The following is a 24,661-nucleotide window of genomic DNA, read 5'->3' on the forward strand; positions in this document are numbered from 1 at the left end:
TTATCCTTAAAAATTGGCACATTTACCATAAGCAGCAGGCGAATATTGAGGAATTACAATCTAATAATATTCCTGAGTCCGTGACGTAATTAATAATAAATGTGCCCACAAAGCCTGATATAATAATGTTATCAGCTGATTTATGTTGATAATTTTATTTCACCAGGCAGGTGTTGAAATTGGTTAAGTTTATTTTAGAAGATTCCGATGATACATTAACGACCCATTCGGGTCTAGGTTTAATAGGTTTGCTTTTATCAAAAACAAAATTTTACAAACGTTTTTCATCCTTAAAGGTCCCAGAAATCAAGTCGTCTCCGGCCATTCTTAATGGGGATGTTACCACTTCTTATGTGGGTCTATTGTGCCAAGGTAAGAATGATTTCGACCATATCGAAGAATTTCGAGATGATCCCTTCTTTTATCGTGCATTGGATATTCAAGTGGTTCCATCAAGTCCCACACTACGGCAACGACTCGATCAAATTGCCAAGGTGACTGGATGGAAATCCATTGTTCTGGAAGAATCGGCTAAACTAATACGGCAATTTGATTCTCCTGTCACTCCAACAATTACTAGTGACAAAAAATCATACGTACCTCTGGATATTGATGTATCGCCATTTGATAACTCAAATACTAAGAAAGAAGGGGTTAGTCGCACATACAAAGGATGTGACGGGTATTCCCCTAACTTCTCCTATTTGGGTCAAGAAGGCTACGTTGTAAATGTGGAACTTCGGGAGGGAAGCACACACGTTCAAAAGGATACTGAGAAATTTCTCGAGAAAAGTATTATATATTCTCGGATGATTACTGATCTATCGTTATTGGTCCGTATGGATGCAGGAAACGATAGTGTCGAAAACCTAAAAGTTTGTGTGAATGAAAAGGCCGATTTCATAATTAAACGAAATCCTCGCCGTGAAAAGCCTGAAAACTGGCTCATGGTAGCTGAACAATTCGGTAAATGCGTTCAGGAGCGAGAAGGAAAACGTGTATTCTATGGTGCTTTAGAAACAACTCCAAAGGGAATGAAAAAAGCCATTCGCCAAGTCTATAAAGTAACAGAAAGAACGATTGATAAAAACGGCCAAATCCTCTTAATCCCAGATGTTGAGTTTGAGAGCTATTGGACTACCCTACCTAATGAAACAGAGGAAATAATTAGCCTTTATCACGAACATGCCACTTGTGAACAATTCCACAGTGAATTAAAAACGGATTTAGACCTAGAACGTTTCCCTTCTGGGAAATTTGCCACCAATGAATTAATCTTACATCTTGGATGTTTAACCTACAATCTCCTTCGGATTATTGGCCAAGAAAGCCTGAAATCAGGGGATGCGCCGCTTAAAAGAAAGGTCTTCCGTCGCCGAGTAAAAACGGTTATCCAGAATTTGATTACATTAGCTGCAAAATTGGTAAAGCATTCCCGAAGAATTTACTTAAAGTTTGGAAATCATAGTCCTTGGTTTCCTACTTTTAAACGACTGTATCTTTCATTTACAACATAAGCCTAGGAAACTGAATAGGTAATAAGACCTGAAAAAAATTATAGGTAAGCAGGTTTTATTTAGTGTACACAAAAAACAATCAATCCAACTTAAATTAGTACGAATGGCAAGAAAATAAGGAATTCCTAAAATTATCGGAAGAATTATTTTTTATCACGGATTCAGGATATTGAGAATTTCCCAAAATTTGTAAGTGTAGTAACTTATTTATTTGTTGGTTTAACATGTTTATTTGTTTTAACATCTATTATAATGATGATTGCTTACTAATAAAGAGTGGGACATAAGTATTTCAATCAAAGATACCCCCGAACAATTATACGTACAAACAAAAAATATTCATATAATTGTTCGGGGGTTAATTAAATTTAAGAAAGAAGGTTTGTGGTAATCACCGCAGCCTGAATACACTTCGCTTTCCATGGGGCGAGCGCCAAGCCTCCTCGTCACTACGTTCATGCGGGGTCTTGGACTTTCTCGCAGCTCCCATAGGAGTCTACGTGTATTCAGTCTGCTCTAGTTTTTCCTAGCAATTCTAGTTTGATGAAAAAACTAAATAATCTTTAAAAACGGAGTGAAATGGAACGGGGGGGGGGGACACTCGACTCCTGCAGGAAGCAGAGACCCCACAGGCTTTGCAGTGATCCCTAAAAGTTAGACACAGTTATTTCATTAGGCATTGTTGAAAATAAGTTCGAGATTGTTCGTCTTTATTCATTATATATTTTGTTTTGTCCCAGCCACATGTTTCCCATTTTCTATTTTCAATGCAGCTTTTTGTCTTATAAATCTTTCTGATCCACATTCAGCTCAATTAAATTACCATCTGGATCAGCACAGAATATTTGGGCAAATCCGCTTATTCCATAAGGTTTTTCTAAGAATTCCACATTATGTTTCTTTAACCAACTACGGGTATCATAATAATTTTCAACTCGGAGAGCAAAATGCCCTTCCCGACTGTTTAGCGATTTATCTTTACAAATCGTCTGCGATGTTGGATAAACAATTAAATGAAGTTGCTGATTCTGTATTTTGTACCATGCACCAGGAAAATCAAAATTTGGACGGGGAAGTTCTTCTAGACACAATATTTCCCCATAAAAATGTTTGGCTTTTTCTAAATCGGTTACGGTAAGACTTACATGATGAAGGGATTTGTATTTAATCAAGCAGTTCACTTCCTTTTTGTTATTTATAAAACGAAATGATGGTTCATTCTTATCAAATGCTTTGTTCGATAATTGATTTCATTCATAATTATATATCAACTAAAAAAGGACTGCGACACGATTCCTCTAAATAAGTATATACCGGAAAGAATAAAAGTTAGAATAGAAATTACTAAATTATTTAACTACATAATTCTATGCTCCTATTCATTAAACCCATTTTAAAAATCCACTGTAAACATCACGTTGTTATTCATCAGATATTATCAGCTTCTTTGTATTCACATTATATATTTTATAGCCAATCTCCCACTTCTTGTCTTTCGTTACAGTCAAAGTACAGTAATACGGCACATTCTTGCCATATGCATCAAGGTCTGGAATATTGTCAAAGCTATACACTTCGCCTGTATCTTGCATTTCGAATCTAGCTTCGGCATAACGGCGTGTGCCATCTATTTCAATAGTACATTCCCCAATTACTTCAACATATTCTTTTAACAATATGTATTTTAAACTTGGAAAAGTTATCAATAAAAGAAAGATACTAACTGATAAAACCACTAACGTCTTCCCCATTATTATTAAAGAATAATTTCTATCCTTGTACATTTGTACGATATAAATAACTGAAATCAATAGAAAGATGATTCCTAACGATAGCATCAAGAAATACATAAACATTCACTAATCCCTCACTTTATATCCTTATACGAAAATAAAGAGGTATAGTTTCATCCATTTATTTTGCCACTAAACAAAAAAGATCAGACCTCATTATGAGTATCTGATACTTTTGTTCAGCCTTATTTCGCTTTTTGCTTTACTTCCCAATGGAAAGAATAAATTTCACTTGGTCCAATTAAACGAAAGCCTTTCCCCTGTACATAGTCAAACTTTAAGTCTTCATTAATATGCTTAATCGTTAATGAATCTAAATAAATCGTTAAACCATTATCCTCAAATGGCTTATCCTCTTCGTGTGGAAAATCAACTGCTAAGTCAAAATTATAAACATAGCTGCAGCCGCCACTAAAAATGGTACTTAATCGATAAACTGCACCCTCAGGAACTTCATAGCTGCGGAATTTCTCAACAGCTGCATCGGTGATTGTGACCTTCATCTTGCCATCTCCTGCCTTTTGTTACTTTCCTATATATACTATTCCTATATAAGAATGGAAATAAACTTACTTTCAGCTTAACGGATGACAAGGTTTCTTGCAAAAATTCTGCTTTCCGCAGCTAGAAATGAAAGGAGAACAATCGTATTAAAAATACTTCTTTATCCTTTTTACAATCCGTAAATGATACCTGGGCAGACACTATTCTGCACAGGTTAAATAGATACTTGCAAATTATCATTATCTACACCAATCGTACAGGTCAGCCAATTGTCATTACATATGAAGAGATAGGCCATCTACTGCCAAAGCAGCTTCTCCTAATACTTCTGATAAAGTTGGATGGGCATGAACGGTATGGGCAATTTCCCAAGGCGTTGCTTCGAGCATTTGACCTAATGCAGCCTCGCCAATTAAATCAGTAGCATGTGGACCAATAATCGTTATCCCAAGAATATCATCTGTATTCTTATCGGCAATTATCTTTGTGAACCCTTCTTTTTCTCCATGAACAAGTGCTTTTCCAATTGCTTGGAACGGAAAATATCCAACTTTGACTTCATATCCTCTTGCTTTAGCTGCTGCTTCGGATATCCCTACACTTGCAATTTCAGGTGCGGTATAAATACATCGAGGTATTTGTTCATATGAAATCAAATATGTTTCTTCCCCAACAATTGTATCTACTGCAAGAATACCCTCATGCATGGCAACATGGGCTAATTGAAGTGTTGGGATACAATCTCCAATCGCAAATATTTTATGATCATGTGTACGACAATTTTTATCTACAACGATTGCGCCTTTTTCCAGTTTAACTGCAGTATTTTCTAAACCAATTCCCTCCACTACAGGACTTCTTCCAACGGAGACAAGCAGTTTTTCTGCAGAAAAGATATCTGTTTTTCCATTTACTTCGGCACTGATTTGCACCCCTTTTTCTGTTAATCGACAGCTTTTTGCATCAACTAAAGCATTGGTTACAATCTGTACTTTTTTCTTCGTATAAATTTTTTGTAATTCTTGTGAAATGTCCTCATCTTCTGTCGGGACAATTCGCGGGCTATATTCTAAAACGGTAACTTTTACACCGAAATCATTTAGTAAAGAGGCCCATTCCATGCCAATGACCCCTCCACCAACGATGATGATACTCTTCGGTAATTCTTTTAGTGACAGCGCCCCGTCTGATGAAAGAATTTGCTTCTCATCAAAGGGTAAGCCTGGCAGGGATCTTGGCTTTGAACCTGTTGCGATAATAGTATTTTTTGCTTCAATACTTGTTTCTTTTCCTGCTCGATCAGTGATCTTCAAAATAGAATTAGAGTGGAAAAAACCGGTCCCTTCATAGACATCAATTTTTCCTTTTTGCATCAATCCTTTTATCCCAGCTTCTAATTGGCGCACAATCATTTCTTTTCTTTTTTGTGCTTTTGGAAAATTCACCGCTATATTTCCACTTACGTCTACCCCGAAGCTTGCAGCATTTTTAAATGTAGAAAATACTTCTGCTGTACGCAATAATGCTTTACTTGGAATACATCCACGGTGAAGACAAGTTCCACCAAGCTTATCCTTTTCTATTACTGCAACTGTCTTTCCTTTTTGCGAGGCACGTATTGCTGCTACATATCCTCCCGTACCCCCACCTAGGATAACGACATCATATTTCTTCATTCTTGATTCCCTTCCTTCTACGGAGAGCTCACAGAAAAATGATGAGCTAATCCCAACGATAAGTATTCATGTTTCGTACCTAAAGCTACCATATTGAATTGGACTTTTAAGATAGCAGCACGATTACAGAGAAAAGTCGTACTGCCCCGCTTCTTAAATTTCTCAAACATTCAATAAATGGTGCTATCTAACATGGAATAGAGCTGCATTCATTTTTCATTTGCACGCCTATCTACTTTTTACACTCTTTTTATCTATAACACTAGTAAATATGGATGCTCTAGATAATAAACAACACGATTCAAGAAATCTCCTGCTGGTGCTCCATCAAGCACTTGGTGATCAAAGGTTAAGCTTAAAGGCAATTTTTTCACTGTTTTTACGGTTTCATTTTCTAGTGTTAATTCCTCAATAAATGTTCCTACACCAAGAATACCTGTTTCAGGGGTATTTAGGACTGGGGTAAAATATTCAATTCCCTGTTGGCCTAAATTAGAAATAGTAAAAGTTGATCCCGTTAATTCATATCCTGGTAATTGTCCATTTCTTGCTTTTTCCGTTACAGACGATATAGCTTTTGCTAATTCCCCAAGCGGAAGCCGCTCTGCATTTTTAACTACTGGAACGACTAAACCGGCATCTAAAGATGTTGCAATTCCTAAATGCACCTCATCAAATAAATATAATTGACCATCAATTAAATGAGTATTCATAAATGACTTATCACGCAAGCTTAATGTAACAGCTCTGGCAATAAGCACCGTTAAAGTTAATCGGACATCTAGTTCGCTTTCCGTTACTTGTTTCTTAATATCCTTTTGAAAATCTAGCAGGGCATTAATTTCTGCTTTTCGATGTAATGTTAATTGAGCAGTTGTAGACAAGCTTTGCTGCATTCGTTTTGCAATTGTTTGACGCATAACAGATAACTTTTCGCTTTTTACGCCTGTTGTTTGTACATCTGGTTGTACAATAGTTTTAGTTTCTTGCTCCACTTTTGGTTTTGTTGGTACTTTTTCTTCTCCACGCTTGTCAGCAAATGCTTGAATATCTCTTCGCGTGATTCGATTATTTGGTCCTGTTCCTTTAACATTTTGTGTATCCACTCGCAGTTGTTGGGCAAGTTTTCTTGCAGCAGGAGATATCCGAATTCGCTTATTTGTATCTTTCCCTTTTACTTCCGCCTCTTGTCGCGCCGGCGCATTCTCCTCTAATGCTGCATCTTTTCCTTCCCTAACATCTTGACTACTTTCACTTTCCGCTTCCTTTTCATTACCTATTATTCCAATTGGCTTTCCAACTTCTACTTCATTATCGACTTCTTCAATGATTGTAAGAAGTACTCCATCTGTTGGCGCCTCTACTTCACTTGTTAGTTTTTCTGTGCTAATAACAGCCACACCTTCTCCTTCCGAGACGGATTCTCCAGGCTGTTTTAACCACTCCACAATGGTTCCTTCTTTCATGGTCATTCCTAATTTCGGCATCACAATAGCAGTTGACATATTTTCACCTCCACTTATCGAGCTAAAGTTAATTCATTAATTAATTCGTATGCCGTATTGATAACTTTTTCTGCGTTTGGTATATATAATTGCTCTAAATTAGTTGCAAATGGAACTGGAGTATGTGGGGCCGTTATTGTTTTAATTGGAGCATCTAAATAATCAAACCCTTTATTAGCGACAAGTGCTGCGATATCGGCTGCTACACTACAGCGTGGATTTGCTTCATCTACAATAATTAGCCTTCCTGTTTTTTCGACAGACTCCAAAATTGGTTCTTCTTCAAGTGGAGATAATGAACGAGGATCGATTACTTCCACTTCCACTCCTTTACTTGCTAAAATATCTGCTGCTTCCATCGCAACATGGACCATTTTTCCAATTGCCACAATGGTAAGATCACTACCTGCTCTCTTCACTTCTGCTTTTCCAAGCGGAATGGTATAGTATCCCTCCGGCACTTCCCCTTTCATGCTATACAGGGTTTTATCTTCAAAGAATACAACTAAATCATCGTCTTCAATTGCTGAAAGTAATAAACCTTTTGCATCATATGGATTAGATGGCACAACTACCTTCAAACCTGGAATAGCGGTAAACATACCATATAAAGTCTGGGAATGCTGTGCGGCCGCACTTGCACCGGCGCCATGGTTTGTACGAATAGTTAAAGGCACTCTTGCTTTTCCACCAAACATATAACGCATTTTCGCTCCCTGATTAAGCACTTCATCTAAACAGCTTCCAATAAAGTCGTTAAACATTAATTCTGAAATCGGACGTAAACCAGTAACTGCTGCCGCTACAGCTGCTCCCATATATCCCGCTTCTGCAATCGGCATATCGATAACTCGTTTACGGCCATATTTATTTGCTAATCCCTTGGTAACACCAAAAACACCGCCCCATGCTTCTTCGTCTTGTAAGTGGTCAACGGTTGCACCACCTGCAACATCTTCTCCTATTAAGATAACTTTATTATCTCTCTCCATGGCAATATCCATTGCTTCATTGATAGCTTGTGAAAATGTAATCTTTCTTCCCATTCTTCCTTCACCTCATTCTTTTATTATTTGTAGTTGACATACACATCATCTAGTAACATGGATGGGTCAGGCTGTTTACTATTTTTTGCAAATTCTACTGCATTGTCCACTGCCTTTTCCACTTCGTTCTCAATTTGTTCCACTTCTGTTTCCGTTAACAAGTCATTGGCAAAAGCATATGCTTTAAAGATTTCAATACAATCTTCATCTACTGGCCACTTCTCACGATCTGTTTCTGATTTATATTTTTGTGCATCTCCTTCAAAGTGACCATAATTTCGATACGTAACCGCTTCAATAAGAGTTGGACCTTCTCCATTTCTGGCTCGTTCCACTGCATCTTTAGCAGCATTATAAACAGCTACTAAGTCTTTTCCATCTACTCTCACTCCTGGAATACTATAGCCTGGTGCACGATCAATAATTTGTTTACAGGAAGTAGAATAATGATATGGAGTGGCTTCCCCGAAACCGTTATTTTCTACTACAAAAACAACAGGCAGCTTTAAGATTGAAGCGATGTTAATTGCTTCATGAAATGTTCCATGATTATTGGAACCATCTCCAGAAAAGCAGACAGTTACGTTGTCTGTTCCCTCTACATAAGCTGTTAAAGCCGCACCAGCTGCAAGCGGAAATCCTCCACCGACAATGCCATTAGCCCCTAACATGCCAACGTCAAGGTCAGCAATATGCATAGAACCTCCTTTGCCTTTGCATATCCCTGTTTCTTTTCCAAAAATCTCTGCCATCATACTATTTAAGTCACAGCCTTTAGCCAGACAATGACCATGACCATGACCTCTATGTGTACTCGTTATATAATCTTTATTCGTTAAATGTGCACATACACCTACAGCAATCGCTTCTTCTCCTGCATATAAGTGAACAAAACCTGGGATTGCCCCAGTTGAAAAGATCTTATGAACTTGATCTTCAAACTTCCTAATTTCATTCATTTTCGTATAGGCCCAATAAGCAGTTTCTTTCTTCATTTTCTTTCCTCCATTCTATATTCCAGTATTAACACACTTCGATGATACAACATATTTTCTATTTTCGAAAGCGTTTAAAACGCTGATAAATCAACATTTCTAACCTTTGTTATCGATTGAAACGAGACAGATTTTCTCATTATTTCTCACTTTTCTCACCATCATTTTATTAAAAAATACGCATACTTTCTTAAGCAATAATTTCTTTGAAGAAAACTATTTATTATTAAACGAAAAAAAGATTGGAGAATGTGCAAGACCACCATTTCGGTTGTCTTATTTATTCTCCAATCATATAAATTTGTCTCATTTTTGTCTCACTATCTTCCAAACTGAGAATGTGAACATTTATAAAAAATTTTTTATTTGATATTTTTTTATTTTTCTATAAAGAGTCGCACGAGACATATTTAGTTCTTTTGTTGCTTCTGACACATTTCCATGGTGTTTTTTTAATGCGTTTGTAATTGCCTGAATTTCAAATTTAGTCTTCGGATCCTTTCTATGGTATGATTTTTGCATATGTTTTTCTGCGATCCTTACTTGCTCATACAACTGTTCTTCAGTTGGCGCATCCTCTTTATATAAAATTCTGCATCGATCTAGAGTATTATATAATTCTCGCACATTTCCATACCATTGTCCCTTTGAAAATAGTAATTTCCAATTTATTCTCCACTCTGGATGCCAATTGTTCTTGTCACAATAGTAATCAATCAGAGCAATTATATCTTCGTTTCGTTCACGCAAAGGACTAAGATAAATGGGATAGGCATAAATATAATAGAATAAATCTTGATCTATTATCCCTTGCTCCACTAGATCACGGATATCTTTCGTGGAAGATGTGATAAAACGATAGGATTTGTGATGTTGTCTTTCCTTTTCCTGTAAGATGGTTAAAAGCATTTGCTGGGAGGGAATCGAAAGTTCTCCAATCTCTTCCAAAAAAATCGTTGCTTCCTCGACCACTTGATGCCTTTTCTTAGTCAAACGCTGCAGATCTGTAGAAAGAAACCTTTGAAGAATATCCTTAGTAAGCATCGAACAGTGTAATTTATAAAAAGGGGCCGTTGATATTGGGCTATTTTCATGAATACAACTAGCAAGAAACTTTTTGCCAACACCAGTTTCTCCTACTAAATGTACCGTAGTATCCGTGGGTGCGACATTTTTAATAGATTCCAGGACTTGTTTGTAACTTTTGCTTAAACCTCTACTTCCATTCCAAACAAAGCCTGTTTCCGCACGGAGAGGTATTCGATATCCAATGAGTCGATGGTGGTGCATAATCGGAATATGTACGGCAGATACTGCACCAGTCTCTTGCGCGAATCGACTTAATGAACTGCCAATCCAATTTTGATATTTTTGCTGAAGATTTTTTGGAAGGGCACAAATGTATTTATCAATGGTACAAACAATGTATTGTCCACTGCTTTGGAAAGTTGTTCGCAGCAAAAACTCCATATCCTCGTGCATCTTTTTTTTCCAATCTAGTGAAATGGAATCAGCAATAAGCTTAACACATGCTAACACATATGGCTGGTTAATAGATTGATAGAGACTAGATACATTCAAAACTCCTATCATTTCTTTATGCTGGTTAAAAATTGGCGCGGCAGAACAATTCCATTGTTGAGATGCTTTCGAAAAATGTTCATACCCTCTAACCATCATGGGTTTTTTATATCTTGCCGCGAGACCAATTGCATTAGTTCCCACTTCTATTTCTCCCCATTTTGCTCCTTCTTTAAATCGGATCGTTTCTGCTGCAATGCTAATAGAATTTTCCCCTTCTTTATATAATATGTACCCATCTTTATCTGTTAAAATAATGACAAAACGCCAGCCTCGTAAAAATTTTTGTAAACGCTTAACATTTTGCTTAGCTAAAGTAATTAATAATTCATTTTCTGCCAATCTTTCTTCGAATTCCTCTGGGGTCAAGATACAATCAGTTATGCCATCATGTGGGTTTAAGCCTTTTTGCCGGCAAAGATGCCAAGATTCTTCAATCTCTGGAATTAAATTTGCTGGTTCTAAAGATCCTTCTTGAATAAATCGTGTCCACACTTCCTTTGTATCTACTTTACCAGTCATTAGTATCCCCCTTATTCTCGTTATTACATCGAATCTTTATTTGTATTATAACAGGAGTACTTTTTTAGTAAAAGGTTTCCGTTCTTACTCTTTGTAACTTATTTACATTAAAAAAAGGATTTGTTACCAAAAAATATTCTTATTTTAAGAATGATCTTTGGGCCAATTGTTATTAAAACGTAATTTCCTTTCAAGCTTCTAATCCACAAGTTTTGGAACCTTGCAGAACATCAGCATGTATGTATAGAGCAATCTATATTGAAAAAAAGAGAGAAATTTCCCATCAATGGAGACTTTCGTTTCCCCCACTGATGGATAACTTCTCTTTCACTTACTGGTGGCTTCTCCAGTTTTTCAGTCTGTTATAGTGATGTACCTACATCTTTTGTTGGCAGTGAAGAATTTTATATTAAAACACTTTTCGCTGGTAAATCACTGTCGCAACTCCCCATGAGGCTAAATAGACAACAAGAATAAAAATGGTCGCTCCTGTATATAAAGTTGGAAGGGATAAATTGATAATAAAATCTGTTATACTGGTTAAATGTTCCGCTAGAAAGGTAACGACTCTAGGCCCTATGGCTGATAAAACAAGAAAACTGATAATAACAACTGTTGTAATATAGCCAGGCTTAAGCATATAGAACAATGGAAAGGTGAAAGCAGCAAACAGCAAGAAAAAACCACTCCCAACGGCAATATCTGTAAGTGTAAATGGTTTATTAAAAAGAAACAAGGCTGCACTTGTCAGTAGAATAGACGCTAACATATACACAACTGCTCCAATATAGCGTGATGCAATGATTTCCTTTCGTGTATAAGGTAAGGAATTTAATAATATATTTGTCTCTGCTTTTTCATCATATGCATATGCATTAAACGGGATAAAAATACTAGCGACGAGAAAAATGAAAACAGAGTCTATATTCATCACAATAAAAAATACGATAAAAGGGATAAATACTAAGAGTTGCCTTTTCTGAAGGATTGCATCACGTCTTATTAAATTAAACATATTGCATTCCTCCTTTTGTGTAGTACATAATATCTTCTAATGTCGCATGTTCGATCACAACACTATCACCAAATACCTGATCCACTTCTTTTCGATTATCTGTTAATGCCACAAACCCCGTCGGACCACGATTTAGATGAACAAAGCTTTTTTCTGTGTCTCTATCCAGTAAATCTAGTCCTCCCTTAACAACTGCATAGTTCTCTGCGATATCTAGTATTGATTGATTAAAAATCAATTCTCCTCTTTGTATGAAGGCAATATAATCGGCAATACGATCTAAATCAGTTGTAATATGAGTGGAGAAAAACAAAGTTCGATTACCATCGACCATTAACTCTTGTAACAGATTCAACAGTTCTCTCCTAAAGATAGGATCCAAGCCTGCTGTAGGTTCGTCCATAATGATTAATTCGGCATGATGGGATAAAGCTATTGCTAAAGATGCTTTCATCTGCATTCCTTTTGAAAAAGTCTTAATAGCCTTTTTTTGTGGTAACTCAAATTTTTCTACATAATGATAAAATAATTTATCATCCCATTGTTTGTATGCAGGTCCCACAATGCGTTTTATATCGATTAAGTTCAGCCCTTCAAAAAATACATTACCATCATATACAAAGCCAATCCGTTCCTTTATTGCCTTTTCATGTGTTTGATAATCCAACCCAAAGAGTTTCACTTGGCCAGCATCTGGTTTTAATAAATTCATCATCATCTTAATTGTAGTTGATTTCCCAGCTCCATTTTCGCCAATAAAACCCGTTATAAAGCCTTTTTTCACTTCTAAATTTATATTATTAACAGAAAAACCCTTGAATTTCTTCGTGGCATTCCTTAACTCCACCACATTTTCCATCCTTCTCACTCCTCATACAAAATATTGAATAACTGCAGTAAATCCTCATATGGCAAGCCGATTTCTTTACTATTGGCAATAACAGCACTTAGCTGTTCTTCAATAACCTTTAATTTCTTCTCTCTGATTACATCTAAATTCTGCTCGGCTACAAACGATCCTTTACCAACAATCGAGTAAATAAAACCAGCTTTCTCTAATTCTTCATATGCTCGTTTTGTTGTAATCACACTTATTTGCAAGTCTTTAGCTAAGTTGCGTATGGAAGGCAGCGCTGTTCCTTCCTTTAGTTCCCCTGCTAAGATAGACGATTTAATTTGATTGGTAATTTGTTCATAAATTGGCTCCTTTGAACTGTTCGAAATAATTATTTGCATGCTTATCCCTCTTTTTTTATCTTTCATACTTAGTATAATGTATATATACTATATATACATTATACACAAAATCACCTTATAGTGCAACCGCCATTTAGATTATTTATGTTATATGGCCACTTACTAAGAATTAACGAATTTTTAAACACCTACATTTAGGCTAATGTGACCGTCAAGTAGAATGAAACAATTTTTGCTCGTTATTTTGAAACACTTTGTTCCCCAAATATGGTAGAACGATGCTTCATACGATAACTATCTTCATTTAAATGAATGATTTCTACTCGATGAAGAATTCTATCTAGAATTGCTGTTGTTATAGCTTGATCACCCAATAATTCTCCCCATTCTTTTGGTGCCTTATTAGAGGTCAAGATAATGGAAGACTGATTATACAAGTCATTAATTAAATGAAAGAACATATTAGCTTCTTGTTGATCCATTGCCATAAACATTAAGTCATCTATTATGACTAAATCAGCCTCTCTAATTCTTTTCATTCTTGCCTTTGACTTTCGTGTGATTTCTTCTGTTTTCAGGTTATGAATTAAATCTCCCATTGATGTGAATATCGCTTTATACCCTTGGTTAATAGCCTCTATTCCTAGGCCTACGGCCAGGTGAGTTTTACCTACACCTGGTGGCCCTAATAAAATTAAATTGTACAGCTGTTCTATCCAAGTTCACTAGCGTCGCATTAAAATAATTCAACGCTTTCTAGAAATCTGAATTTTCTGTAATATAACCCAAGCATAAAAAAATCCTTTATACTGGTTGAGCGGTAGTAAACCATCCAAATCCAATACAAAGGACCATAAGCATGGATAAGTTTACACGAAAAACATCATTTGAACAATGGTTTACACCGATTTCTTCAACGAAATTAGAAGAATTAGTGGAAACCCATCATTTAAATTACTATACAAAGAAGCTACACATCACTTCATTCTTGAAATTACTCGTATTTGCACAACTCAACGAAATCGAAAGTTTACGTGCTGTCAGTGAGACATTGTTTTCAGACGACCTTCAAAAAGCAACGGATTTAGAATCGATTAGCTTTTCGCAATTAGGCCGCCGATTAAATCAAATTCCAACAGACGTGTTCCAGCACGTTTTTCTGGATTTAGTCGCTCAGATTCATGCGAAATCTCAATATGAGCAGCGCCGGAAAACGACAACACCGCTGAAAATCATTGATTCGAGTACGTTGCCACTCAATTTGAATAATCACAAATGGGCGGAGTTTCGCAAAACAAAATCAGGTATCAAGCTTCATTTGCGCCTTGTTTACGCAGAAAAAGGCTGTTCCTATCCTGATAATGCGGTGCTGACAAATGCGAAAGAACACGATCGTGGCCAGCTAGAGGTACTCGTTGACGACAAAGAATGCATGTACGTTTTTGATCGTGGTTACTTAGATTATGAGCGATTTGACCGCATGACCGATGATGGCTATTTCTTCGTCTCACGCTTGCGAAAAAATGCGGTCATTCGTGTCGTAGAGCCATTTAAACTGCCAATCGATTCAACTGTATTGTCGGATGAAATGATTCTGATCGGCACCACACAAAATCGTGCAGAAAATATCTTTCGCCTCATCAAAGTGCTCGATTCAAAAGGTAACGAACTGCATCTAATTACGAATCGATTTGATTTAAGCGCCGATGATATCGCTGAATTGTACAAATCGCGCTGGGCAATCGAGCTATTTTTCAAATGGTTGAAGCAGCACCTGAACATCAAAAAGTTCTACGCGCAGAGCGAACAAGGCGTACATAATCAAGTGTATATCGCAATGATTGTATATTGCCTAAATGTACTGGCACAGCTGAACACGAACAGTTCAAGAACGTACTTACAAATTAGTCGCTTACTCAAAGCGGCACCATGGAAATCCGCTCATTTATGGCTACGAAAAATCGTAGGGAAAACCGTGCCCTAAAGAATTTCACAGGTCTGTTGCACTCGTCAAAGGTTATAGTAAAAAAATGGATGTTAACTACCTCTATTCAAATGTCTTTGTTTTTCTTCTCATGAGTAAAAACAAGAAAGCAGAAAATTCAGTCAAAATTTATGCAACACTAGTGATCCAAGTTAAATCTTTTAATCTATTTAGTTGTTTGTTGCTTAAAGACTTTTGTTCTTTTAAATTAAACTCCTCAAGTGTTTTGCTGAAAGGAAAAGTTGCCCACTTTAATCGGTTGTTTAGTTGCTTTTCTTCTCTTCGAGTTTGCTCATAAGAAGTGACATCTAACAGGAATTGAGTAAATGAAAGGTCTTTTTGCTCAGCTTCTCTGATCAAATGAGGGAGATGCTTGGCAGTTTCAACGAGTCTTAACCCTTTCATTATGTCTTGTAATTGTTGGATTTGGCTCATCGCTATTCAACCTCCATTAAAACCGTGTAAGTATCTACTTTTCTTTTGTATGCTTCTGTTTCTAAAACCCATTCTGATAGCCTGTTCAAAGTCTTAACTTCTTTCTTTTTATCAATAACTGTTTCATGTACCTGGCGCTGACGTTTCACATATGCAATGATATCGCCAAAATCAGTTGCACTGTATAATTTCCTTTTTAAACACTCTGCTAACGCTTTAGTCAGTACTTCGTTATCGATACCTTTTGTTTCGCGCAAGATGATTTGCAACTGGTCTTTAATGTAACGAGGATTTTTTTCCCTAACCTTCTCTAAATATTTAAAGGCTAGTTCCTTATCTTCAAATCTCTCAGCCACTGTATTAATGAATGCTCCAACACCTTTTGTACGATCCCTACTATGTTTTTTATCTTTTATTAACATCCCTTTCCCTTCGGGAATTGAATGTTTTGCAATAATTTCGCCAGTATCAGGTATATAAATAACTAATTCTTTAGTCTCCGTTTCCTTGATACATACTTTTTCATATTTGTTATAAGTTCCAAGTGGAAGAGAGTACCGATTAGATTGGTAACGGTATGAGTAAAATGTTTGTGGGAGAATAAATATCCTTTTTGTCTAGTTGGGGGACTCGTCCCCCAACTAGACAAAAAGGCCACCAAGCGAAAGCGCGGTAGCTGGAAAAAATTAAGTATTAAAAAAGAGAGCTTCCTTTTGTAAAGTAGAGTTTGACTAGAAAACTACGAAAAGGAGAGGCTCTCATGAATCAATGTAACATAAAAATGCCATCATTAAAAGAATTGGAAAAAACTTATAGGCGTCAAGATTAAATTTAACCATAAAAAAAGAACTTCCTAAGGAAGTTCAAAACATTTACTTCACATAACTAGCAACTCGGTTTCGCCCAGCTCTTTTCGCCCCTACATATAACGCTCTATCTGCATGTCTAATTAAAGCTAACGGTTCATCGGCATCTTCAGGAGCACAGGCTAATCCGAGCGATGCGGTAATACTTATCTTTTTTATTTGATTACGATCTTCTATAGTTTGTTTAATAACAAATGGTCTAGAAGCAATCATCTTGCGGATAAATTCGGCAAAATCAAGCGCTTCTTTCTTCGCTATATTGCTTAATAAGATAACAAACTCTTCACCGCCATATCTTGCAACTACTCCATGGTCACCAATGAGATTTTCAATCCTTTTGGCAAAAGCTTTTAAAATCTCATTTCCTGCCTGATGACCATATTGATCATTTACCGATTTAAAATGGTCAATATCTAACATGATTAGAGCAAGATTGTCCAATTTCTTTTCATTCAATTCAACAAACTGTTCACTTAATATTTTTTCAAAATAGCGGTAATTATACAGCTTTGTTAAAGCACATCTTTCACTATTTTCCTTCGTCTGCTCAAAGTATTTGGCATTTTCTAAAGCAATCGCAAACTGGGTACATAATAAATCTAATACCATTAATTTTATGTCGGCAAATGCCTTCCTTTGTTTGCTCCCAAGTAATAGGACACCAATTACTTTATTATTTTTAATAAGCGGCATACATAATACACTTTGAATTCCTTCAGGCATATACCCCTTATTTATTTTCTGCCAATCCTTCTCCGAATGGTAGGTGCATATTTTCTTTGTGGCTAAAACGGTTCCGCTAATTCCTTCATTTTCTTGCAACGTCTCTGTAAACACAGGTAGCTTCTCTTGTTGCTCTACTCTAGAAATCATTTCTAATTGATTATTTGCATTTACTTGATGAATAAACACAAAATCAACTTTAAATAATTCATATAGTTTAGCAATGAAAAAATCGACCGTTTCATTTACATATAAATTTTGCGAAAGTTGATGACCAATTTCTGCCGTTTTCTTTAAATAATCGTTAGCCGTCTGGCTGGAATGGTAAAGTTTTAAAATTAGAGAGAGGGAGATAAATGGCACACCAATTAAAATCAGAGCAGCAGGTCCAATATATTGATACATAATATATAACGCTATCCCAACTGGATAGGTGATAATTGTGGTGAATATTTCCCAGACCAAATCTTTTGTAAGAAAAGGTTGCTTTCTTTTATAGATGAACCGATCAATAAAAAAGATACATAAAGTGTTAAGTAATAAATAAGATATGAGATAAATACTTATTAATCCAAAAGATTTTAGATCGAAGGCTAAATTAAATCCATTTTGACCACCAAGCGTATAGTAAATAACGCCACTAAAAAAGGAAACAAGGAAAAACATGGTCGAATTCATTGGCATGCGAAAGAGTGTCTTTTTATCTAATTTCGCTTGATATAGGACTGCTAATAACGCGATTTGTACGAGGATGATTTCGATAAATAATCCAAATATTAAAAAAACAGATAGGGTAGCCCATTGTAAGAAAAATACGGGGGTACCATTTATCATCATTGGCATACTTGCAACAACTGTCATAAATAATAAAAAGGCAAGAATTTCCCATTCATTTCCGCGAATTTGCGGTGAATACATATGATAAGAGAACCACAAACCGAAAGAGAGAACAAGTGTCCAAACTATCCATATTAATTTTTTATCGCTTGGTTTAACCATTCTCTCTCCCCTTTCATTTATACAAATTGGCTTATTATTTTATATTTTAGTCGACTAATAACAAATTCTATCCTTCTATTATTTCTTTAAAGAGAATATTTTACCATATTCTTAAAATTCCCAAATTTCAAACCTGATAAATATATACTACTCTTTTCTATTCTAATAATCCATATATTTTTTTGCGGTATAATTATTTCTTGAAATTCTTCCAAAATGCCTTCACTTCTGAAATAAAGTATAAAGAACCGGTTATAAGTAACATATTTTCTTCTTCTAATCTTTCTAATTGCTTGAGTATTGCTTCTTTCCAGTTATCGTTCTGCTCCTTCAATAGATGGTTGCTTTCTTCATATAATAGAGTGCTTGGAGAAGCTCTTGGATAATCAAATGTCACAAATGTAATAGTTGTTGCAACTTGATCCAATTTCGCAATCATTTTATCTGTTTTTTTATCAGAAAGCGCAGCAAATATAATGTTTATGTTCTTTTCAGGATAGCGCTTGACTAGGACATCTACTAACGCTTCTACTCCCTCTTCATTATGAGCACCATCTACTACGACAAAAGGACTTTTTGAAATAATTTCAAAGCGACCAGGCCACTTAGACTGAAATAATCCTTTTCGAATACTATCTTCATTAATAGATTCGAACATATCACGCAATAATTGTGCACCGATAACTGCCAACGATGCATTTTCTACTTGGTGCTTACCAAACATAGTTATTTGCAAATCTGTCCATCGGAAGAGCGGTGACTTTAACACAAAAGACTCACAGGATGGTTTTGAATAGTATTCATCAATAGTAAAATCCTTATCTAATAAATAGATAGGAGCTTCCATTTCATTTGCCTGTTTTACAATTACATTTTGGGCATCTATTTGTTTAACTGCTGCAATAATCGGTGTTTTCTTTTTAATAATTCCAGCTTTCTCAAATGCAATTTGGGCATAAGTGTCTCCCAAAATTGCTGTATGGTCTAAACCGATACTTGTAATAATAGAAAGTAATGGCGAGATAATATTGGTTGAATCAAATCGACCTCCCAATCCTACCTCATAAATAACGATATCCATTTTATTCATGTAAGCAAAATAATAGAAAGACATTGCGGTAATAATTTCAAATTCTGTTGGTCCGCCAATTTCCATTTTGTCCATTTCTTCTACGATCGGAAACAATTTATTTGCTAATGATAAAATTTCTTCATCGCTAATTGGTTTCCCGTTCACACTGATTCTTTCATTGAATTGTTCTATGTAGGGAGATGTAAAAGTTCCAACTGTTAATCCTGCCTGTTGAAGAATATTTCTTAAGTAGGTAACAGTAGATCCCTTTCCATTTGTTCCACCTATATGAACTGTTTTTATCTGTTTTTCTGGATGGTTTAACTTCTCCATCATCATTTCCATTCTTGTTAACCCAGGCTTTATTCCAAAACGCAAACGAGAATGAATCCAATTTAATGCTTCTTCATAACTATGAAACATTGCTACACCCTCTTATAAGATTAATGATTGTTATTGTACATCTATAATTACTTTCTAAAAACCGCAGACTGAATACACTTTGCTTTCCGCGGGGTCGCGCCAAGCCTCCTCATTATTTCATTGAGGACACTGAAAAACTGGCTAACTAATGATGGTGGACAATCGTCATGTTTCAAACATAAGATAATGGATTTGTTTTCCGAGGCGTCCGCTCGCTTTCCATGGGGCGAGCGCCAAGCCTCCTCGTCACTACGTTCCTGCGGGGTTTCGGACTTTCTCGCAGCTCCCATAGGAGTCGAGCGGACGCCTCTCCAAACCAACCTTATTTTTACTTTCAAACATGCTTGGTCTTAATTTCGTTCGAAAAAAAGACTTTTTCAGTGGCCTCAGTGGTCTCATTTCATTCCTGCGGGGTCTCGTCTGTCTCGCTTTTCTCGCAGGAGTCTACATGTATTCAATCTGCTAGATAGTGTATTCTCTAATAAACTTTATCTAGTATCATTTTAAAAGTAAAGATTCCATCAACAGAAGAAGGGTGCCTCAAAGGTTTTGATAGTGGAGACACCCTTCGTTCTACTATGAAATTAACCTTTTAGTTCGTTAATACGTGCTTCTACTGCTGCACGCTTTTCTAAATAGTCTTGCTCTTTTGCTCTTTCTTCGTTAATTACCTTTTCTGGTGCTTTCTTCACAAAGCCTTCATTGCTTAGTTTCTTTTGAACACGTTCTACTTCTTTATTCCATTTCTCTAGCTCTTTTGTTAAGCGAGCAATTTCTTCTTCCATATTAATTAATCCTTCTAATGGAAGAATAATTTCAACACCCGTTACAACAGCAGTCATTGCTTTATCCGGTACAGCAATATCTATATCAATGCTTAATGTTTCTGGGTTACAGAAGCGTTCAATAAAAGATTTATTCTCTATAAGAGTTGTTTTGATTTCTTCATCTTTAGCTTTTAATAAAATGCTGATTTTTTTACTCATTGGTGTGTTTACTTCCGCACGGCTATTACGAACAGAGCGGATGATCTCAACAAGCAATTTCATATCATTTGCAGCCTTATCATCTGAGAAGGCTGGATTAACTTCTGGCCACTTCGCAACTGTAATTGATTCCCCAGCATGCGGAAGGTTTTGCCAGATTTCTTCTGTGATGAATGGCATAAATGGATGTAATAAGCGCATTGTATTATCAAGTACATAAGCTAAAATAGACCGAGTTGTTAGCTTTGCTGCTTCGTCATCCCCATATAATGGAAGCTTCGCCATTTCAATATACCAGTCACAAAAATCATCCCAGATAAAGTTATAAAGAACTCTTCCAACTTCTCCAAACTCATAACGATCTGAAAGACGTGTAACTGTTTCAATTGTTTCATTTAATCTCGTTAAAATCCACTTATCTGCAACTGATTTTTCGCCTGTTAAATCAATTTGATCATATGTTAAACCATCCATATTCATTAACGCAAAGCGGGAAGCATTCCAAATTTTATTAGCAAAGTTCCAAGTCGATTCTACCTTTTCAATGCTGAAACGTAAATCTTGACCTGGTGAGCTTCCTGTTGATAAGAAATAACGTAAGGAGTCTGCTCCATATTTAGCAATAACATCCATTGGATCTACGCCATTTCCTAAAGATTTACTCATTTTGCGACCTTGCTCATCCCGAACAAGCCCATGGATTAATACATCTTTAAACGGTCTTTCTCCAGTGAACTCAATTCCTTGGAAAATCATACGGGATACCCAGAAGAAAATGATATCATAACCAGTTACTAACGCAGCAGTAGGATAATAGCGCTTATAGTCTTCCGCCTCTGTGTCTGGCCAATTTAATGTAGAGAATGGCCATAGTGCGGAACTAAACCATGTATCTAATACATCTGTATCTTGTGTCCAATTTTCAATATCTGTCGGCGCTTCATCGTTCACATAGATTTCGCCTGTTTCCTTGTGATACCAAGCAGGAATTCGATGTCCCCACCAAAGCTGACGAGAAATACACCAATCACGAATATTTTCCATCCAACGCATATACGTATTTTCAAAACGATTTGGTACAAAGTTAACTTTTTCTGCTTCTTTATCTTGCAACGCGATTGCTGCATCAGCTAATGGTTGCATTTTAACAAACCATTGCGTTGATAAATATGGTTCCACTACTGCACCGCTTCGTTCAGAGTGACCAACAGAATGCATATGCTCTTCCATTTTGAATAGAACGCCCAATTCCTGTAAATCTTTGACGATTTGCTTACGACACTCAAAGCGATCCATTCCCTCATATTTACCAGCACGCTCATTCATTGTTCCGTCTTCGTTCATTACAAGAATTCTTTCTAAATTATGACGGTTACCTACTTCGAAATCATTTGGATCATGTGCAGGAGTCATTTTAACAGCACCCGAACCAAAGTCCATTTCTACATAATCATCAGCAACAATCGGGATTTCTCTTCCTATGATTGGCAGAACGACTTTCTTGCCAATTAAATGCTGATATCTTTCATCTTTCGGATGAACAGCAACACCTGAATCACCAAGCATCGTTTCTGGACGAGTTGTTGCTACTTCAATATAACCAGATCCATCTGCTAAAGGATATTTCATATGATAAAATGCACCTTGTACATCTTTGTAGATTACCTCAATATCAGAAAGTGCTGTTTTTGTTGCCGGATCCCAGTTAATAATGTATTCCCCGCGATAGATAAGCCCTTTATTATATAAAGAAACGAAAACTTCACGAACTGCTTTTGAAAGACCTTCATCCAATGTAAATCTTTCTCTAGAATAATCTAGGCCAAGACCTAATTTCGACCATTGGGCACGAATATGGCTTGCATATTCCTCTTTCCATTTCCATGTTTCTTCTACAAACTTTTCACGACCAAGATCATATCTACTAATATTTTGGGCACGAAGTTTTTCTTCTACCTTAGCTTGCGTTGCAATACCAGCATGGTCCATACCAGGCAGCCATAATACATCATAGCCTTGCATTCTTTTCATTCTTGTTAAAATATCTTGTAACGTAGTATCCCATGCATGACCTAAATGCAATTTACCTGTTACGTTTGGTGGTGGGATTACAATTGTATATGGTTGTTTTCCTTCGTCCTGATTAGCCTCAAAAAACTTGCCTTCTAACCACCAATCATAGCGACCCTTTTCAATACTTGCTGGATCATACTTTGTCGGCATGGAGATTTCTTTCATATCCATCCTCATTTCCTCCTAATCCTGTCCTTTGTACTTTTTAAAGCAAATAAAAAAACTCCACTCGTCTTAAAAGGACGAATGGAGTTTTTTCGCGGTACCACCTTTTTTCCAAACACAATAAAATGTATTGGCTCTTTAAAAGATGATATCGGATACTGTCCGTCTTTTACTAATAAGCAAACCGTTCGCAAAAGAAGCTCGAGGGCTACATTCCAATGGGTTGAATGGAAATCTCTCAGCAACTGATTTCCTCTCTTTGAAACAACGGACATTGTACTACTCCCTGTCATTGCCTTAATAATTTATTTTATATATGCTATACTACCGAAAATATCTTATTCTCGTCAATAAGGATTGCCTAATTTTTTTTATTTTATTCATTTCTATTTTTATGTTTGTCATTACAATATGTATAGGAAAAAACAATCGTGCCTATTTAGACACAAAATAATAGACCCAAGTTTTTAATCCTGGGTCTCTGCTTGTTCGGCAGCTTCTTGCTGCGCCTTTTTTTGTCGTTCTATTTCATCGACTCGCATGACGACATATTCTGTATTTTTTAATAGCCAATACTGTTTAAGTAGCTTTTGAGCATATTTCCGTTCATTAATGTCTTTCTTATCTGCTTTCATATATTTCTCGCAAATCCGAATGGCAGGTCCGGGATGGGCTAAATAACTTAAGAACAATAGCATTTCATCATACTTTAATGGATTATGATTAAAATACGTATAAAGCCACTCAATACATTCCTCATTTTGCTTTGGAGCAGTTTTTAATGAACGGGAGAGAAATGGTAGTAAATCATGGCTCGCTGATCCATATTTGGCATTTTCAAAATTAGTAAAGTAGCCATAGCCTCTATCATCATATAGAAAATGCTCTGGGGATAGTTTGCCATGAATGATGGAAACTCTTGCTTTTTCATCTTCCTTTGTTTCTTCATACCATTCTTTTAATTTAGTCTCCGAATATATCAACGCCTGACGAATGTCATGATAATACATGCAAAACATCAATTCAAATGGAGACAAATATTCCTTATTTTCACATTGCTCAATAAAACCATCTAAAAACTCTTGTTCTTTTTCAATATCTAATTGCGTATTTTCGAAATGCTCTTGTCGATCTTCCTTATCAATTTTCACTTCTTTAGAAGTTAAAATATGAAGTCTTGCAAGCTCACGAAACATTTGTTGATGTTTTTTGAAATATGTTTCTCTTTCCTCATTTGGCAGCCAAGGCATTAAATAATACAGTTTGTTGTCATAAAGAATAGCATATCTGCCATCCACAGCTGGATAAATCGGAACAATCCTGTTATAGCCTTTTTGATAAAGTGTTCGTATATGACGTGTGAAATCAGCACCATTATGAGGATCAATCCGTTTTAATGCAAAAGTGCCTTTATTGCTGTATATCTTGGCTACTTTGCCAAACTCTTCTACGAAATTTGGCTCTACTGCATATGGTTTTAAAATAGGTGTATATTTCTTTAATATGTTTTTTTCATTCATATCCGCCCACACTTTCTTATAAAGTGAAACAGCCATCTTATCCCTTTCTATAGATGGTTAGGTG

General features: G+C 36.2%; 19 protein-coding genes, 1 pseudogene and 1 other annotated feature. Of the genes and pseudogenes, 2 read left to right on the plus strand and 18 right to left on the minus strand.

Translation table 11 applies throughout. The annotated features are described in order from the left end of the window. Nucleotides 1–173 precede the first annotated feature (173 nt). Nucleotides 174–1,517, plus strand: a complete 1,344-nt coding sequence (locus NKG37_RS24340) for an IS1380 family transposase (RefSeq protein WP_118977697.1) — start codon at nucleotides 174–176, stop codon at nucleotides 1,515–1,517. A 782-nt stretch (nucleotides 1,518–2,299) separates the two neighbouring features. Here the strand turns inward: NKG37_RS24340 and NKG37_RS24345 are convergent. From NKG37_RS24345 to NKG37_RS24400, 12 genes and pseudogenes are all read right to left on the minus strand, one after another. Further along, complete coding sequence (locus NKG37_RS24345; protein ID WP_254415473.1) at nucleotides 2,300–2,689, minus strand: VOC family protein; 390 nt, start codon at nucleotides 2,687–2,689, stop codon at nucleotides 2,300–2,302. 249 nt (nucleotides 2,690–2,938) lie between these two features. Beyond that, nucleotides 2,939–3,373 (minus strand): hypothetical protein, encoded by a 435-nt coding sequence (locus NKG37_RS24350; protein ID WP_186440731.1) that lies wholly within the window; start codon nucleotides 3,371–3,373, stop codon nucleotides 2,939–2,941. A 122-nt stretch (nucleotides 3,374–3,495) separates the two neighbouring features. Next, complete coding sequence (locus tag NKG37_RS24355; protein WP_224427543.1) at nucleotides 3,496–3,813, minus strand: iron-sulfur cluster biosynthesis family protein; 318 nt, start codon at nucleotides 3,811–3,813, stop codon at nucleotides 3,496–3,498. 276 nt (nucleotides 3,814–4,089) lie between these two features. After that, nucleotides 4,090–5,490: a dihydrolipoyl dehydrogenase gene (gene lpdA / locus NKG37_RS24360; RefSeq protein ID WP_224427544.1), complete on the minus strand. Its 1,401-nt coding sequence runs from the start codon at nucleotides 5,488–5,490 to the stop codon at nucleotides 4,090–4,092. Between the two features lie 254 nt (nucleotides 5,491–5,744). Beyond that, on the minus strand, nucleotides 5,745–6,995 hold the full coding sequence (locus NKG37_RS24365) for a dihydrolipoamide acetyltransferase family protein (protein WP_254415474.1): 1,251 nt from the start codon (nucleotides 6,993–6,995) through the stop codon (nucleotides 5,745–5,747). A gap of 14 nt (nucleotides 6,996–7,009) precedes the next feature. Continuing rightward, nucleotides 7,010–8,041: an alpha-ketoacid dehydrogenase subunit beta gene (locus NKG37_RS24370; protein ID WP_025908697.1), complete on the minus strand. Its 1,032-nt coding sequence runs from the start codon at nucleotides 8,039–8,041 to the stop codon at nucleotides 7,010–7,012. A gap of 23 nt (nucleotides 8,042–8,064) precedes the next feature. After that, nucleotides 8,065–9,036, minus strand: coding sequence for a thiamine pyrophosphate-dependent dehydrogenase E1 component subunit alpha (locus NKG37_RS24375; protein WP_254415475.1), 972 nt, complete (start codon nucleotides 9,034–9,036; stop codon nucleotides 8,065–8,067). 348 nt (nucleotides 9,037–9,384) lie between these two features. Beyond that, nucleotides 9,385–11,139, minus strand: a complete 1,755-nt coding sequence (locus tag NKG37_RS24380) for a sigma-54-dependent Fis family transcriptional regulator (protein WP_169188917.1) — start codon at nucleotides 11,137–11,139, stop codon at nucleotides 9,385–9,387. A gap of 409 nt (nucleotides 11,140–11,548) precedes the next feature. Further along, nucleotides 11,549–12,154 (minus strand): ABC-2 transporter permease, encoded by a 606-nt coding sequence (locus NKG37_RS24385; protein ID WP_025908694.1) that lies wholly within the window; start codon nucleotides 12,152–12,154, stop codon nucleotides 11,549–11,551. Continuing rightward, complete coding sequence (locus tag NKG37_RS24390; protein ID WP_047940230.1) at nucleotides 12,147–13,013, minus strand: ABC transporter ATP-binding protein; 867 nt, start codon at nucleotides 13,011–13,013, stop codon at nucleotides 12,147–12,149. The genes NKG37_RS24385 and NKG37_RS24390 overlap by 8 nt, the downstream gene beginning before the upstream one ends. A gap of 5 nt (nucleotides 13,014–13,018) precedes the next feature. Beyond that, the gene (locus NKG37_RS24395) at nucleotides 13,019–13,390 is read right to left on the minus strand and encodes a GntR family transcriptional regulator (RefSeq protein ID WP_047940229.1); all 372 of its coding nucleotides are present in this window, start codon (nucleotides 13,388–13,390) and stop codon (nucleotides 13,019–13,021) included. A 200-nt stretch (nucleotides 13,391–13,590) separates the two neighbouring features. Further along, nucleotides 13,591–14,070, minus strand: a pseudogene (locus NKG37_RS24400) (ATP-binding protein); the annotation flags it as partial. 140 nt (nucleotides 14,071–14,210) lie between these two features. Between NKG37_RS24400 and NKG37_RS24405 the strand changes: the two are divergent. Continuing rightward, on the plus strand, nucleotides 14,211–15,335 hold the full coding sequence (locus NKG37_RS24405) for an IS4 family transposase (RefSeq protein WP_100346321.1): 1,125 nt from the start codon (nucleotides 14,211–14,213) through the stop codon (nucleotides 15,333–15,335). A 129-nt stretch (nucleotides 15,336–15,464) separates the two neighbouring features. Here the strand turns inward: NKG37_RS24405 and NKG37_RS24410 are convergent, their stop codons facing one another. From NKG37_RS24410 to ysxE, 6 genes are all read right to left on the minus strand, one after another. Beyond that, nucleotides 15,465–15,770, minus strand: a complete 306-nt coding sequence (locus NKG37_RS24410; RefSeq protein WP_254415476.1) for an ATP-binding protein — start codon at nucleotides 15,768–15,770, stop codon at nucleotides 15,465–15,467. Between the two features lie 2 nt (nucleotides 15,771–15,772). Then, on the minus strand, nucleotides 15,773–16,192 hold the full coding sequence (locus NKG37_RS24415; RefSeq protein WP_224427545.1) for a hypothetical protein: 420 nt from the start codon (nucleotides 16,190–16,192) through the stop codon (nucleotides 15,773–15,775). A 450-nt stretch (nucleotides 16,193–16,642) separates the two neighbouring features. Continuing rightward, nucleotides 16,643–18,358 carry a sensor domain-containing diguanylate cyclase gene (locus NKG37_RS24420; protein ID WP_101730720.1) on the minus strand — a complete coding sequence of 572 codons (1,716 nt, stop codon included), beginning with the start codon at nucleotides 18,356–18,358 and terminating at the stop codon, nucleotides 16,643–16,645. A 193-nt stretch (nucleotides 18,359–18,551) separates the two neighbouring features. Next, a complete protein-coding gene (locus NKG37_RS24425) occupies nucleotides 18,552–19,853 on the minus strand; it encodes a bifunctional folylpolyglutamate synthase/dihydrofolate synthase (RefSeq protein ID WP_169188919.1) in 1,302 nt (433 codons plus the stop codon). A 584-nt stretch (nucleotides 19,854–20,437) separates the two neighbouring features. After that, nucleotides 20,438–23,083, minus strand: a complete 2,646-nt coding sequence (locus tag NKG37_RS24430) for a valine--tRNA ligase (RefSeq protein WP_254415477.1) — start codon at nucleotides 23,081–23,083, stop codon at nucleotides 20,438–20,440. Between the two features lie 64 nt (nucleotides 23,084–23,147). Next, nucleotides 23,148–23,379 (minus strand) — a binding site (T-box leader). Nucleotides 23,380–23,544: 165 nt separating this feature from the next. Beyond that, the gene (ysxE, locus tag NKG37_RS24435; RefSeq protein ID WP_224427548.1) at nucleotides 23,545–24,633 is read right to left on the minus strand and encodes a spore coat protein YsxE; all 1,089 of its coding nucleotides are present in this window, start codon (nucleotides 24,631–24,633) and stop codon (nucleotides 23,545–23,547) included. Nucleotides 24,634–24,661 lie beyond the last annotated feature (28 nt).

Source organism: Niallia sp. RD1, from assembly GCF_024219955.1.
Classification (GTDB): domain Bacteria; phylum Bacillota; class Bacilli; order Bacillales; family Cytobacillaceae; genus Niallia; species Niallia alba.